This window comes from Roseibium sp. HPY-6 (genome assembly GCF_040530035.1).
Classification (GTDB): domain Bacteria; phylum Pseudomonadota; class Alphaproteobacteria; order Rhizobiales; family Stappiaceae; genus Roseibium.
Genome location: NZ_JBEWCD010000001.1, coordinates 1,591,520 through 1,604,222 on the forward strand (window position 1 = coordinate 1,591,520; position 12,703 = coordinate 1,604,222).

At 57.7% G+C, this 12,703-nt stretch carries 14 protein-coding genes; 2 read left to right on the forward strand and 12 right to left on the reverse strand.

The features are described from left to right. The first annotated feature begins 184 nt into the window (after nt 1-184). Complete coding sequence (locus tag ABVF61_RS07555) at nt 185-1,099, forward strand: MBL fold metallo-hydrolase (RefSeq protein ID WP_353992900.1); 915 nt, start codon at nt 185-187, stop codon at nt 1,097-1,099. Then, nucleotides 1,099-2,046, forward strand: a complete 948-nt coding sequence (locus tag ABVF61_RS07560) for an MBL fold metallo-hydrolase (RefSeq protein ID WP_353992901.1) — start codon at nt 1,099-1,101, stop codon at nt 2,044-2,046. The genes ABVF61_RS07555 and ABVF61_RS07560 overlap by 1 nt, the downstream gene beginning before the upstream one ends. Nucleotides 2,047-2,137: 91 nt before the next feature. On the opposite strand, the gene ABVF61_RS07565 is transcribed toward ABVF61_RS07560, so the two are convergent. The 12 genes from ABVF61_RS07565 to ABVF61_RS07620 form a co-directional block, all read right to left on the reverse strand. After that, nucleotides 2,138-2,572: a DUF302 domain-containing protein gene (locus ABVF61_RS07565; RefSeq protein WP_353992902.1), complete on the reverse strand. Its 435-nt coding sequence runs from the start codon at nt 2,570-2,572 to the stop codon at nt 2,138-2,140. A gap of 90 nt (nt 2,573-2,662) precedes the next feature. Next, nucleotides 2,663-3,922, reverse strand: coding sequence for an FCSD flavin-binding domain-containing protein (locus tag ABVF61_RS07570; RefSeq protein WP_353992903.1), 1,260 nt, complete (start codon nt 3,920-3,922; stop codon nt 2,663-2,665). A gap of 22 nt (nt 3,923-3,944) precedes the next feature. Then, complete coding sequence (locus ABVF61_RS07575; RefSeq protein ID WP_353992904.1) at nt 3,945-4,649, reverse strand: c-type cytochrome; 705 nt, start codon at nt 4,647-4,649, stop codon at nt 3,945-3,947. Nucleotides 4,650-4,655: 6 nt separating this feature from the next. Then, nucleotides 4,656-5,957 (reverse strand): c-type cytochrome, encoded by a 1,302-nt coding sequence (locus tag ABVF61_RS07580; protein WP_353992905.1) that lies wholly within the window; start codon nt 5,955-5,957, stop codon nt 4,656-4,658. Beyond that, on the reverse strand, nt 5,941-7,212 hold the full coding sequence (gene soxC, locus ABVF61_RS07585) for a sulfite dehydrogenase (RefSeq protein WP_353992906.1): 1,272 nt from the start codon (nt 7,210-7,212) through the stop codon (nt 5,941-5,943). Before soxC ends, ABVF61_RS07580 begins: the two co-directional genes overlap by 17 nt. 22 nt (nt 7,213-7,234) lie before the next feature. Then, a complete protein-coding gene (soxB, locus tag ABVF61_RS07590; RefSeq protein ID WP_353992907.1) occupies nt 7,235-8,932 on the reverse strand; it encodes a thiosulfohydrolase SoxB in 1,698 nt (565 codons plus the stop codon). An 89-nt stretch (nt 8,933-9,021) separates the two neighbouring features. Next, nucleotides 9,022-9,873, reverse strand: coding sequence for a sulfur oxidation c-type cytochrome SoxA (gene soxA / locus ABVF61_RS07595; protein ID WP_353992908.1), 852 nt, complete (start codon nt 9,871-9,873; stop codon nt 9,022-9,024). Nucleotides 9,874-9,912: 39 nt separating this feature from the next. Beyond that, complete coding sequence (soxZ, locus tag ABVF61_RS07600; RefSeq protein ID WP_353992909.1) at nt 9,913-10,242, reverse strand: thiosulfate oxidation carrier complex protein SoxZ; 330 nt, start codon at nt 10,240-10,242, stop codon at nt 9,913-9,915. A 25-nt stretch (nt 10,243-10,267) separates the two neighbouring features. Then, nucleotides 10,268-10,690, reverse strand: coding sequence for a thiosulfate oxidation carrier protein SoxY (gene soxY / locus ABVF61_RS07605; RefSeq protein WP_353992910.1), 423 nt, complete (start codon nt 10,688-10,690; stop codon nt 10,268-10,270). Between the two features lie 22 nt (nt 10,691-10,712). Continuing rightward, complete coding sequence (gene soxX, locus ABVF61_RS07610) at nt 10,713-11,186, reverse strand: sulfur oxidation c-type cytochrome SoxX (RefSeq protein ID WP_353992911.1); 474 nt, start codon at nt 11,184-11,186, stop codon at nt 10,713-10,715. Nucleotides 11,187-11,339: 153 nt separating this feature from the next. Then, nucleotides 11,340-11,900 (reverse strand): thioredoxin family protein, encoded by a 561-nt coding sequence (locus ABVF61_RS07615; RefSeq protein ID WP_353992912.1) that lies wholly within the window; start codon nt 11,898-11,900, stop codon nt 11,340-11,342. A 16-nt stretch (nt 11,901-11,916) separates the two neighbouring features. Beyond that, nucleotides 11,917-12,657: a cytochrome c biogenesis CcdA family protein gene (locus tag ABVF61_RS07620; protein WP_353992913.1), complete on the reverse strand. Its 741-nt coding sequence runs from the start codon at nt 12,655-12,657 to the stop codon at nt 11,917-11,919. Nucleotides 12,658-12,703: the final 46 nt, after the last annotated feature.

The following is a 12,703-nucleotide window of genomic DNA, read 5'->3' on the forward strand; positions in this document are numbered from 1 at the left end:
CCAGGACGAACTTGGCGCACTTTGTGGAAAGCGCCTTGGGGAGAAAACCGGAGGAGCGGCAGGCTTAGCGCTGGAAAGCCACTCAACGTGCTCGGGGAATGGGCTGGACACTTCCGGCGAGTCTTGCACAGCGACACTTTATAATACATATTCATATATAAGAATTTAAATTGTGAGCCTCGTCATGTCTCTGTCCCGCCGCGCCTTTCTGTCCGGGTGTGCTGCCTTGCCTCTTTCCGCGCAATTAAGCCAGTTTGCGATGGCCGAAATTTCCATCGGCCCTGGGACGCTCACAACCATCCGGGACGGGCATTTGACGATACCTGGTGGATTTGTCTTCGATCCAATGCCGCAGGACCAACTCATACCATTGCTGCAGGAAGCCGGTATTTCAGGGCAGACCCTTCAGCCGGACTGCAATGTCTCGCTTTACAGGGATGAGACCAACACAGTTTTGTTCGATGTCGGCGCCGGGCCCGATTTCCAGTCCTCGGCCGGCAAACTGGTGGAAGGGCTGGAACAGGCAGGCGTTGCCCCGGAAGACATCACCCATGTCGTTTTCACACACGCGCACCCTGATCACATCTGGGGGCTGCTCGATGAATTCGACGACCCTCTCTTTTCTGACGCAACTTACATGATCGGCCGTGCCGAGTGGGATTACTGGTGGAACCCGGAGACCGTCGACACGATCGGCGAAGCGCGTGTTGCCATGGCCGTCGGTGCTAGGCGCCGGCTCGAGGCCATCGAAGACACGGTCGTGTTCTTTTCAGGCGGCGAGGAAATCCTGCCGGGGATACGCGCCGTTTCCACACCCGGGCACACGCCCGGTCACATGAGCTTCGAGGTTCGAAGCGGCTCTGAGGCCGCACTCGTTATCGGCGACGCCATCGGCAACCACCACGTCGCCTTCATGCGGCCAGAGTGGCCGAGCGGGTCGGATCAGGATGCAGAGGTCGCAGCCTCGACACGCATTGCGCTTCTGGACCGGATTGTCGCCGATGATCTCAAGATCGCCGGCTTTCATTTGCCAGGCGGTGGAATTGGCCGGGTTGAGCGCACGGGCAATACATTCCGTTTTCTTCCGGAGGCTTCCTAATGCGTCTTTTCGGCTTGTTCCTCTCCGCTTGCCTTGGCGTTTCTGCGCATGCCAGCGAAGACATTTCCGACCAGTATCCGGGCTCCGCGCTTTATTCAAAACCTGTGGAGGTCATCCCCCATGTCTGGTCAGCCATTGGTGCAACGGCTCCCCCGACTTACGAAAACTCAGGCCACAACAACAACCTCAGTTTCATTGTGACCGGCGACGGTGTCATCGTGATAAACGGAGGCGCAGCCTACGTCCTCGCGAAGGCATTGCACGCGGAAATCAGAGCGGTCACCGATCAGCCGGTCAAGCTTGTCATCGACGAGAATGGCCAGGGACACGCAATGCTTGGCAACTCCTACTGGTCCGAACAAGGCGTGCCGATCTTGGCCCATGTCGACGCAGCGCATGAAATAGATGAACGCGGCAACCAGATTCTGGAAGCCATGAAACGGTACAATCGGGACAAGGCTGAGGGCACTTTCGTCGCGCCGCCAACCCAAACATTTGAAGATAAACATGTCATCGAGATGGGCGATTTCCGCATCGAAGTCCTTCACCTCGGGCCAGCCCACGGGCCCGGCGACACCCAGGTCTGGCTGCCGGAGCAAGGCCTGGTGATCGCGGGCGACATGGCGTTTCACGAGCGCATGCTGCCGATTTTCGAAGACACGATTGTCGCCGACTGGCTGGAGACCTGGGAAACGGGATTTGAAGCGCTGAACGCCACCTATGTCATTCCGGGCCACGGCCATCCGACAAATATGGCGCAGGTGCGCCGCTACACCCGCGACTACCTGCTCTACTTGCGCAAAAAGATCGGTGCCCACCTCGAAGACGGCGGCGAGCTCGCCGATGCTTACTATATCGACCAGTCGCCCTATGCCCATCTGGACACATTCGAAGAACTGGCCACCAGGAATGCCGGCAGGGTCTTCGCGCAAATGGAATTTGAATAGACCAAACGCAGTGACAGCGAACGCGCCTGATCAGGCTTTATTCAGGCGATGCCTGTCAGTCATTAGAGAGACCGTTTGTTGTTGGTAAGCCTTAATTGCCAACCGCTTCGGCGACGATTTGCTGCATCAGGTTTTCGACTGCCTGCATCGATCCGTCGGGATAATCCTTATGCCCGATCGTGACGCCGTCCTCTGTCTCCATGACGAAAATACCGTAAGGACAATGCGTGATGTTCATCGGATCCTTTTCCATCACCTGACGCGAGATCACGGCGGAGCAGAACAGAAAGATGTCGGCGTTTTTGAAAATCTGGGCGTCGCTGCCCACATCGGCCCCGGTCCGATTGAGCATTTCACCGACATGGCTGACAAAGTCTATGACCAGTCCCTGACCCACAATGGCGCTCTCGACAGCAAAGGTCGCATCCTCAAAGGATCCGTCAAATGAATATGTGAAAGGCTTTTCGGCAGTCGCAGGGGAGCTGAGAGCAAGTCCGAGAGCTGCCGCGAGTAGTAGGGGTTTCATAGCCTTATCCTCCATTGTGACGAGCAAGCTTTGCATGCGGCCGCGCCCCGTGCATTGAGCTATGTCCGTGCCGGGACGCGGAAATCAGGATCAGCCGAGCATGTCCGTGGTGATGCCGGTGTACCAGCCCTCGGACTCCTCGTAGGTCGCTTTGCGCAGGTCCGCGCTTTCGCCTGTCTTTGAGATGAAACCGTCGACCTTGGCGATTTTCTCCGGCGTAGCCTCATAGGTGGCACCGACCTTGACACCGTCATCTGGGGCGATCAGCGACCAGCACGTGTTGGAGAACTTCGCCGGGAAGACCTTGGATCCGGTCAGCGCCCCGCGCACGGCATTGGCACAGACCTTGGCCTGCGAGTTGGCGGAGAAACCCGATTTCGGCATGTCGCCCTGGCTCGAGGCATCGCCAAGAACGTAGATATCTGCGTCTGCCTTCGTTGACATGTCCGCGGCATTCACCGGCGCCCAATTGCCATCCGTGACACCGGCGAGATCGGCGATGCGCCCGGCCTTCATGGCCGGGATGACGTTGCAGACGTCTACCTTTGTCTCTTCGCCATCGATGGTGACGGTCATAGCGCCCGGATCGACGGACACATTGCCACCGCCAAAGTCTTCGCCGATCCAGTCGACCATGCCTTCGTAGTGGTTCGCCCAACCTTCCTGGAAGAGAGACATCTTGGAGAATTTCGGCTTCGGATCGGCCACGATGATTTTCGCGGTCGGATTGTTCTGCTTCAGGAAATGCGCCACCATCGACACCCTCTCATAGGGGCCCGGAGGACAGCGAAAGGGGTTCGGTGGTGCGACCATTGCAAAGGTTCCACCTTCCGGCATCGCCATCAGCTGTGCCTTCAAAAGTTCCGATTGGGAACCCGCCTTGTAGGCATGCGGCATCGCGTTTTGCGCGCTCAAGCCCCAGCCCTCGACAGCCCCTTCCACAAAGTCGATACCCGGGCTCAGGATGAGCTTGTCATAAGGCACCGATCCGCCACCAGCCAATGCGACCGTTTTGGCGTCCCGGTCGACGCCAACCGCCCAGTCATGGACCACGTTGACACCACCTGCGGCGAGACCGCCATAGGTATGTCCGATATCCTCGATTTCCTTGAACCCGCCGAGATAGAGGTTGGAGAAAAAGCAGGTGTAGTATTTGCGGGTCGGCTCGATCAGCGTGACGTCGATCGCCCCCTTGCTGTCCTTGGCCAGATAGCGTGCCGCAGTGGCACCGCCGGCACCACCGCCGACCACGACAACGCGCGGTGTTCCTTGCGCCTTGACCATGGGAGCGGACAGGACCGCTGCCATTGCAGCCGTTGTACCGATAAACTGCCTTCTGTTCAGTGTCATTTCTTCCTCCCTAAATGCACTGTCATTGTTCAAGCGCGGCAAAATAGGCTGCCAGCGCCGCGATCTCTTCCGCGTTGAGCCGCCCGGCCATCATTTGCATGACAGGGTGCGCGCGTTTCTTGTTCTTGTAGGCATGCATGGCGACGACGAAGTCTTCCTCCGGCCACAGCACGATCGACGGAATGCCGTCATCCGCGCCGTCGGCCTGGTGACAGGTCGTGCATTCGCTACTGAGGTATTCTCCGTATTCCGGATCTCCTTTTAGCGCGAGTATGTCCGGATCAAGATCATGATCCGTCGGAGTGGCTGTCGGGTCCGCTTCCGGAATGTTGGCCGGATCGTCGGAAAACGTGCGCAGGTAAGCGATGAGATTGAGCCGATCAGCGGGCTTTTTCAGGCCTGAAAAGCTCATGCGCGTCCCGCTTGCAAGCGCCCTTGGTTTTTCCATGAACGCATCCAGCGTATCGGCATGCCACGCAAGTCCGCCGGTCCCGGCGCGTACAAGCGCCTTGGAATACCGGAAGTCCTGATGCGTGCCGGCCTGCCGGCCGAAGATACCGTTCAGATGCGGACCGATACGATGCTTTGCGCCGTCGCCCACCATGTGGCAGCTCTTGCATTTTTTGAATACCGCCTCGCCGGCGACGGGATCTCCGAACTCATCGGCCGCTGCCGCCGTGCAAAGCAGCGAGACCGCGAGAACCTGGAAAAGTGGAGCGAGGCGCATCTCTCCTCACTCTCCGATCGACTTCAGATAAGCCGTAATGGCATCAAGATCGTTCTGTTTCTTAAGCCCGGAGAAGGCCATTTTCGTGCCTTTCATGTAGGACCTGGGCTTTGCCAGAAACTCTGCCAACGCCACCTCATCCCAAACCCGGCCTTCTTCGTTGGCAGCGACGAAACCCTTGGAATACTTGTATCCTTCCACGGAACCCATCTGGCGGCCGATCAGGTCATTCAGATGTGGCCCGGACTTGTTCTTGGCGCCCACGCCAACCGCATGGCAAGCGCTGCATTTCTTGAAAACCTTTTCGCCGGAAGCCACCAGTGCGGGATCGACAGAAGGCGAAGCCGCAGCCGACGGCGCTTCCTCTGTGGCAGTGGCATCTGTCCCGGTGGAAGGTGCAGCAGCGACGAATGTCGGCGTGTCGTCTGCCGTTGCATGGTTCATGACCGACTCGCCACCGTCTTCCGGTGTCACGTCGAGAAACGTCGCGCGCATGGTGATTTCGACGCTCGGCTTGCAATTCTCCATGCAGGGCTCGCCGCGCCACTTGGCATATTCAAGCTCGGGACGGTCATCGATCACGAACCCGTCCTTGTTATACATCTCGAACTCGGCGAAATTCTCGTGGCTCAGTTCAAAGTCGTCATCTACGAGATCGTTCGAATAAAGAATATAGGCGACGATTGCATAGGTCTCGTCGGCGGTGAGCGTCTGCGCTTCGCCGAACGGCATGGAGCGATGCACATAGTCCCAGACCGTAGAAAGATACGGCCAGTAGGATCCAACGGTCTTTACAGGATCCTTGTCGCCAAGCGTGTCGAACCCGCCTGCAAGAACCGGCCAGTTGTCCACGCCTTCAGCGAAATCCCCATGACAGGACGCGCATTTTTCCGCGAAGACTTCCTCGCCCCAGTAGGCGTCACCCTTGCCTTCCGGCAGACCCCGTCCGTCGGGCAGCACGTCGACGTCCCATGCCGCAACCTCCGCAGGTTGTGCTTCCCGGCCAAGACCGAACTTGCCGTCGTTACCCGGGGCAACTTCGGTCAGATCGGCGGCGTTTGCCTGACGCGCAGCGGCTGCTTCCTGGATTTCCGCGATCTTGTCTCTCAACTCTGATACGACAGCCGCCTCTTCGTCCGCCCGCCTGTTCGCCGTTTCGGCTTGCAGGGAAACCTGCTCCACGCGCTTTTCAAGCGATCCGATTCTTTTCTGTCCGTAGTCCATATTGGCGAACAACAGCGCGGCCGAAAGCGCGAGAGCCGTACCACCGATGACCGGAAGAAAAACCTGGTTAAGAGACTTCGACATTCTCGGCGACCCCGTTTTCATCCACGAACCAGGTCTGGATGCAATTGTTGTGATAGACGGCGTTTTCGCCGCGCATTTCCCGCAGTTGCTGTTTCGTCGGCTGGACGTAGCCGGTCTCGTCCATCGCGCGCGATTGCAGAAGCATCGGGTTTCCGTCCCAGTCGATGTCCAGATAGAACCGGGTCAGGGCCTTGGTGTCGCCCTGCTTTCCAAGCCGGGCCGTCCGCCAGGTGATGCCGCCATCTCTTGAGACATCGACCCGCGTGATCTTGCCGTGGCCGGACCAGGCGAGCCCCGAAATGACAAGGGGGCCTTTGCCGTGCGGAATGGGCATCTGCGGGCTTGGAGAGGTGATGACGGATTTTGCATCCATCACCCAGGTCCACTTCCGAGCGGTGCCATTCTCGTAGACGTCTGTGTATTTCGAGGTTTCTTCGCGGCTTTCCACCGCCATGTCGGTCACCTCGATGCGGCGCAGCCACTTCACCCACATGTTGCCTTCCCACCCCGGCACCACGAGGCGAACCGGGTAGCCGTGCTCCATGCGCAGGGCTTCACCGTTTGCCTTGAATGCCACAAGGACATCATCCAGGGCCTTTTCCATCGGGATCGAGCGGCCATTCGACGAAGCATCGGCTCCTTCGACGTAGACCCACTTGTCTTTGAGGTCACCGGCCGCGCCAAGGCCTGCCTCATTCAACAGCGTGCGAAGCGGAACGCCGGTATACTCCATATTGTGGATCATGCCGTGCGTGAACTGCGCCCCATTCAGCTGGGCTCCCGCCCACTCCATGCCGGTATTGGCGGCACATTCGCAGAAATAGACGTGGTTCTCTCGCGGGAAGCGCTCCAGATCCGTGTACTGGAACACAAGCGGCTTATCGACCAACCCGTTGATCATGAGCCGGTAATCTTCCTTGCGCAGCTCGATCGCACCGGAATGGTGGCGTTCGAATGCGCATCCCTGGGGCGTGATTGTCCCGTCGAGCGCGTGTATCGGTGTGAAGTTGATCGAAGAAATAGGTGAGGCCGTCAGCCATTCGACATTGCGGCGGACGACATCTTTTTCGAAACTGATCGGCATGCCGTAGGGCGTTTCATCCACGCCGGCGCCGGTGATCGATGCCCAGTCCTGAACCTCAGTGATCAGCGGATCGGCCTCGGTTGCGCTTGCCGCTCCGGCCACCGACGCGCCTGCGATCGCGACACTGCCCTTCAGAAAGGACCTTCGGGATGTTCTGGTTTTCGCGTCCATCAAAGAGGACTCCCTGCCTAAACTATGCACCAATGACTTCAACGCTGTTGCTCGGCTGTGTCGTCACCGTGCCGAGCTTGCGAATGTGAGTTTCAACGACGTCCCAGATCTGCGGTCCTTCCGTGCCCTCATTCACACTGGCCCATCCGGCCACGACGTACGAGCGCGACGGATCGATCGCCTCACCGGTCTTCAGAAGGGTCATGTTGGAAATGCGGCTGCCCTGCGGCTGGGCGATATCGATTGTGTAGCCAAGCCCGCCGGTGCGCACCATGTCGCCGCCCTGCTGGTAATAGGGATCCGAGTTGAAGATGTTGTCCGCAACATCCTCCAGGACGACTTTCAGGAATTCTCCCGTCATTTCGGTGCGATAGGCCTTGCCATAGGTCATCGAAGTAACGTTGAAGATGTCCTCGCGCGTGATCTCCTGCCCAGGGATCAGCGACGGCCCCCAGCGTACACCGGGGCTGAGCGCGATTTCGGCATCGCGTTCAGACAGCAACGCATCGCAGATAAGGTCGTCCCAGGTGCCGTTGAAGTTGCCTCTGCGATAAAGCAGGCTGTCGGTCTTGCCGACGACCTCAGACAACTCGGCAAGAAACGGCGCACGTTGTTCATCGATGAGAGCGGCAACCTCTGCATCCGGTTCAATAACGTCGGAGAAAACCGGAATGAGCTTGTGCCGGTAGCCCATGAGCTGTCCGTTGCGAATGTCGAGATCGACGCGGCTCACAAATTTTCCGTTCGACCCGGAGGGAACGATGATGGTCTTGCCCGCCAGCACCGGCTCCGGCAGTGCATCGTGGGTGTGACCCGATAGGATGACATCGATCCCGCTGACCACGGTCGCCATCTTCTTATCGACATCGAACCCGTTGTGGCTCAGGACAACGACACATTCCGCGCCTTCCGCGCGCACATCGTCGACCATTGCCTGCATGTTTTCATCACGGATGCCAAACGCGAATTCGGGGAACATCCAGCCCGGGTTGGCAATCGGCATATAGGGAAAGGCCTGCCCTATGACCGCGACCTTGGTGCCGCTGCGCTCGAACATCTTGTAAGGCGGAAAAAGCTCCGTTGGCTCGTCCCATTCGACATCGAAAATGTTCTGGCCAAGCGCCGCAAAGGGAAGGCCTTCGACAATTTCGGTAACGCGGTCGCTGCCGAGAGTGAATTCCCAGTGGAACGTCATGGCGTCCGGGTTCAGTGCATTCATGACATTGACCATGTCCTGCCCCGCCGTCTTGTAGCAGGTGTAGGAGCCGTGCCAGGTATCGCCGCCATCGAGCAGGATCGCGTCTGGACGATCTGCGCGAATGGCCTTGATGACAGTTGCGACGCGGTCCAGTCCACCGACACGGCCATAGCCTTTGGCCAGTGACGCGAAGTCGCCCGAGCTCAGGGCATAGTGGCTCGGACTGCCATCCGCTATCCCGTAGAGCTTGCGGAACTGCGCACCGGTTACGTGCGGCACGGCGCCACGATTATCTCCGACGCCGATATTTTCCGATGGTTCGCGGAAATAGATCGGTTTCAGTTGAGCGTGGATATCAGTTACGTGAATAAGCGAGACATTTCCGAAGGTGTCGAACTCCAGAAGCTGATCCTGGGTCAGCGCCTGCTGCGCTGCAAGCCGTGCCCAATTGCCGAAGCCCGAAGCGCCGACGACCGCTGATGCAGCCATTCCAACCTGAAGAAAATCGCGACGCGATATCATATTACTGGGCGCTCCTTAAAACATATGCGCATAAGTGAATATTTCACATTGCAAAAAGGGCCTCAGCGACAAGCAGAGGCCCTTAGGCATCAGTTGCGGACGGACGGACCTTCGACACTCAGACCGTTTCCGCGGGAGGCAACATAAAGCTCAAGCGCGATGAACTCCGGCGACCCGGGTTTGAAGGTCTGCGCGCGCGTATCACGGACACAGCCCTTAAACCTGGCATGCACGGAATTCAGCTTGGTGTTCTTGAGCCTGTAAGTCGGAAAACCGTTGATCTGCCCCTGGCTCAGGTGATCCGCGCGGATCATCAGGCCATAACTGTCTTCATGGCAGTTCGCGCAGGAAAGCTCCAGTTGGCCGGTGCGCGTATAGTAGAGTTCCTTGCCCTGCTCCCACGTCTCCTTTGCAGGACCGTTAATGGCGACATTGACCGGCATGCCACGGGAAACCGAGGAAATCAGAGCCACCATGTCGGTCATATCGCCACCGGTGTATTTCCATTTTTCCGCACCCATGCGGTTCTCGCGGCAATTGTTGACCTCCACTTCCAGGGTGGTCACCTTGCCTTTGTCCTCGTTCCACTTCGGGTAAACCGCACGCACGCCTGCCATGTCTTCAGGCGCACCATGACAGCCCGCGCAGGATTTTCCCGCAGATCCGTCGACCGTTTCCCAGTTCACCATCGCGTTTTCGACACCGATCATCCCGGGATTGTCGAAATCGTCCATCTGGAATGCCTGGGTTTCGTCGGAGCGAAACCGCCAACCGGAATAGATTGTCGAGAGGTTCTCCGCGTGCGCCGGGGCCTCGGTCTCCGTGACGATCGAAATATCGCCATTGATCGTCAGGCTATCATCGTCAGGGCCCGACATGGCAAGTCCGGGGACCAATATCAGCATCGCCGCCGAGCCAATTGCTGTTGTCGTTTTTTTCACGCCTTCCTCCCTCTACGAGACGCTTGAGTGACCTGTCGATCAGCTGACCGTGATCTTTTTTGCAGTGTCGTAGACGGAGCCGTCGTCGTCGTACCAGGTGAACTTGAATTCGCCCGATTCCGGAACGACTGCCTCGAACTGGAAATAAGGATTGGTTGATATTGCGGGTTCGAGCACGACATCGATTACGTTCTCACCGTTGAAGTCGGCGGTGAACCGATTGATGATCGAACGCGGGATGACATTTCCATCATCGTCCTTGCGCTGACCGCTTTCCATCTTGTGGCTGATCAGGGTCTTGATGGTGATCGTTTCACCCGCCGCCGCCTCTTTGGGAACCTTCACCCGTGGTTTCACACCAGATGCCATGATTTTTCTCCTAATGCCTTGCGGGTTAGCCGCCGCAGCCGCCGATGGTCACTTTCACGTTGGCTTTGGCCATCTGGAAGGAGCCATCTTCCATTTTCGCGATTGCGACGACGTTCTGGGTCGTTGCAAGACGGATGCGCGTCGAGGCGCTGCGAGATGCGCTCAAAGGACCGAACTTGAAAGTCGCGACATTCGGAACGGGGTTTCCGTCGGCAAAGAGCGTCACTTCCGCCGCGCCCGGCGCGTCGAAGGCAATTGGGACGGTGTTACCGTTTTCCGCGATTTCCGGTGCGGTCAATGTGATGGCCCCCTCGCCCATGTCCGCCCCGCCTGTCAGCTCGGCTATCGCGTCGTCGGTCAGGGTGGCAAATGCGGGGAAGCTCGGCAGGGTCGCCAGCACGAAAGTACCGGAGCCGAGTGCGAGCAGTTTTCGCCGTGTCATTTCCATGTTGGTCTCCATGTGAGGAAGATCAGTCTTCCTTGAGCGTTACGAGAAAGGCGACAACGTCCTCGATCTGCTGAGCCGTCAGCAGCGGCTGGACTTCACCATCGCCATGAGCATCGCCCGTGTAGGCGTCCCCCAGACGAACAAATCCCTCGGTTTTGTAAAAAGAAGGCATCATGCTGCCCTCAAACATCACCTTCGCATTGGTGACGATGCCGCGAAGCTCCGCGACGGACCAGCGATCGGCGACACCGTCGAGCGGTGGGCCAATCTCACCGTGAAAGGCCAGATGACTGAGCGCGGAAATCTGATGACAGGCAATACAGTTGCCTGCGCCCTTGTCCATGATTTCGGCCCCTGCCGCGGGATCGCCGGCGACACCGGATAACGAGACGTCAACGGCACCATCGGCAAAGACGACGTCCTTCGGCTTGACTGTTTCGGCAAACGCCGTCGTTGCGGCAAGCATTGCAGATAAGCCGAATAGTGCGTTTTTCATGTACCCTCCCTCAGTCGATTCCCGGCGACCTTTGGTGCGACCATACATCACATATTCGCTTTTACGCAATAACAAATTCAATTAAATGAATTTATCTATTTGTTCGCGAACGCAGCAAAAACGAAATAAAATGTCGCGCCGCAGCATCGACAGCTACTTGTTTTGGCTCTCGAACTTGCGTGCGTGGTATTTTTGGAAGGGTTCGTCGCTTTTGTAGCCCTCCTCAACCACCCAGGTCAGCATATTCAACGTCGTCCACCGTCCGAAGGCACCGGGCATGTTGGCAACAGCTGCTTGTGTTGCTGTCAGATCATCTGCAACCTCGGCCGGGAAGAAAAATATGTTCGGCGTGAACAGCGCGCCCCACCGTTTAACCATGTCCTTTTCCGGCAGCGTCGTCCCATCGAAATCAGTGACTTCGACATCTCCGAACATGTTGATCTGGACGACAAAAAAATTGTCCTCGATATACCGGGAGATTTCCGGGATCACGAAAACCTCTTCGTGCATCCGCTTGCAATAGATGCAACCGCGCTGCTCGACGATCACCATCAGTCGCTTGCCTTCAGCGTTTGCTTCTTCAAGGTCTTCTGAAAGGTCCTTGAAAGTGTCCCGCATCCAGGCTGCCTTGTGAAGGCCATCGTCGCCTATCTCGGCCGCAAACACGTTTGTTGTCAAAATGACCGCGCAAAGCGTCAAAAGCAGACGTTTCATTTTCCTTCCTCCTCCACTAGCCAATGGCGCTGAACCAGGGAACGTTTTCCAGCATCCATTGAGCGATGACGTTGATGGAATTCGTGGCGATCAGGACCCCGAACAGGATCAGAAAAGCGCCCATGAGTTTTTCAATGACGCCGAGATGTTTCCGAAATCCGGCCATCCAGGACATAAACGGTCCGATGAAAAGAGCCGCAAAAACAAACGGCAGCGTCATGCCGAGGCCGTAGATGAACAACAGCATGGCCCCCTGCCCCGCAGTCTCCTGACCTGCCGCCGTGAACAGGATTGCGGCCAGTACCGGCCCGACGCACGGCGTCCAACCGAATGCGAATGCAAGACCAACCGCGAAAGCTCCGAGCAGGCTGACACTCGATGCGTTTCCGGTCTCGACCCGCAGCTGCCGGTAGAGAATACCGATCCGAACCACACCCAGAAAGTGAAGGCCCATCGCAATGACAAGCGCTGCCGCCCCCCAGCGCAGAACATCAAAATACTCGCGCACCAACTGACCGAATGTGCTTGCGGTGGCGCCGAGCCCCATGAAAACGGTGATTACGCCAAGGGCAAAACAACAGGCGGAAAGAAAAGCGCGCATCTTTACGGCGCCGGATACGCCCGTCTCTGCTTCCATCTGGTTCAGCCCGACACCTGCAAGGTAACTCAGATAGAACGGTACGATGGGCAGGATGCAGGGCGACAGGAACGACAGAAGTCCTGCCGCCAGCGCACCAACAAAGGTAATCTCGAACATGGAGTGAGCTGCTTCTCAGCTTGATATATTCACAAATTAGATTATG

Excerpts from the sequence above, each read along its gene's own strand:
- ABVF61_RS07565 (WP_353992902.1), bottom strand. The coding sequence starts at position 2,572 with ATGAAACCCCTACTACTCGCGGCAGCTCTCGGACTTGCTCTCAGCTCC.
- soxC (WP_353992906.1), bottom strand. The coding sequence starts at position 7,212 with ATGGACGCGAAAACCAGAACATCCCGAAGGTCCTTTCTGAAGGGCAGT.
- soxY (WP_353992910.1), bottom strand. The coding sequence starts at position 10,690 with ATGGAAATGACACGGCGAAAACTGCTCGCACTCGGCTCCGGTACTTTC.
- soxZ (WP_353992909.1), bottom strand. The coding sequence starts at position 10,242 with ATGGCATCTGGTGTGAAACCACGGGTGAAGGTTCCCAAAGAGGCGGCG.
- ABVF61_RS07560 (WP_353992901.1), top strand. The coding sequence starts at position 1,099 with ATGCGTCTTTTCGGCTTGTTCCTCTCCGCTTGCCTTGGCGTTTCTGCG.
- soxX (WP_353992911.1), bottom strand. The coding sequence starts at position 11,186 with ATGAAAAACGCACTATTCGGCTTATCTGCAATGCTTGCCGCAACGACG.
- ABVF61_RS07575 (WP_353992904.1), bottom strand. The coding sequence starts at position 4,649 with ATGCGCCTCGCTCCACTTTTCCAGGTTCTCGCGGTCTCGCTGCTTTGC.
- ABVF61_RS07580 (WP_353992905.1), bottom strand. The coding sequence starts at position 5,957 with ATGTCGAAGTCTCTTAACCAGGTTTTTCTTCCGGTCATCGGTGGTACG.
- ABVF61_RS07555 (WP_353992900.1), top strand. The coding sequence starts at position 185 with ATGTCTCTGTCCCGCCGCGCCTTTCTGTCCGGGTGTGCTGCCTTGCCT.
- ABVF61_RS07570 (WP_353992903.1), bottom strand. The coding sequence starts at position 3,922 with ATGACACTGAACAGAAGGCAGTTTATCGGTACAACGGCTGCAATGGCA.
- soxB (WP_353992907.1), bottom strand. The coding sequence starts at position 8,932 with ATGATATCGCGTCGCGATTTTCTTCAGGTTGGAATGGCTGCATCAGCG.
- ABVF61_RS07615 (WP_353992912.1), bottom strand. The coding sequence starts at position 11,900 with ATGAAACGTCTGCTTTTGACGCTTTGCGCGGTCATTTTGACAACAAAC.
- ABVF61_RS07620 (WP_353992913.1), bottom strand. The coding sequence starts at position 12,657 with ATGTTCGAGATTACCTTTGTTGGTGCGCTGGCGGCAGGACTTCTGTCG.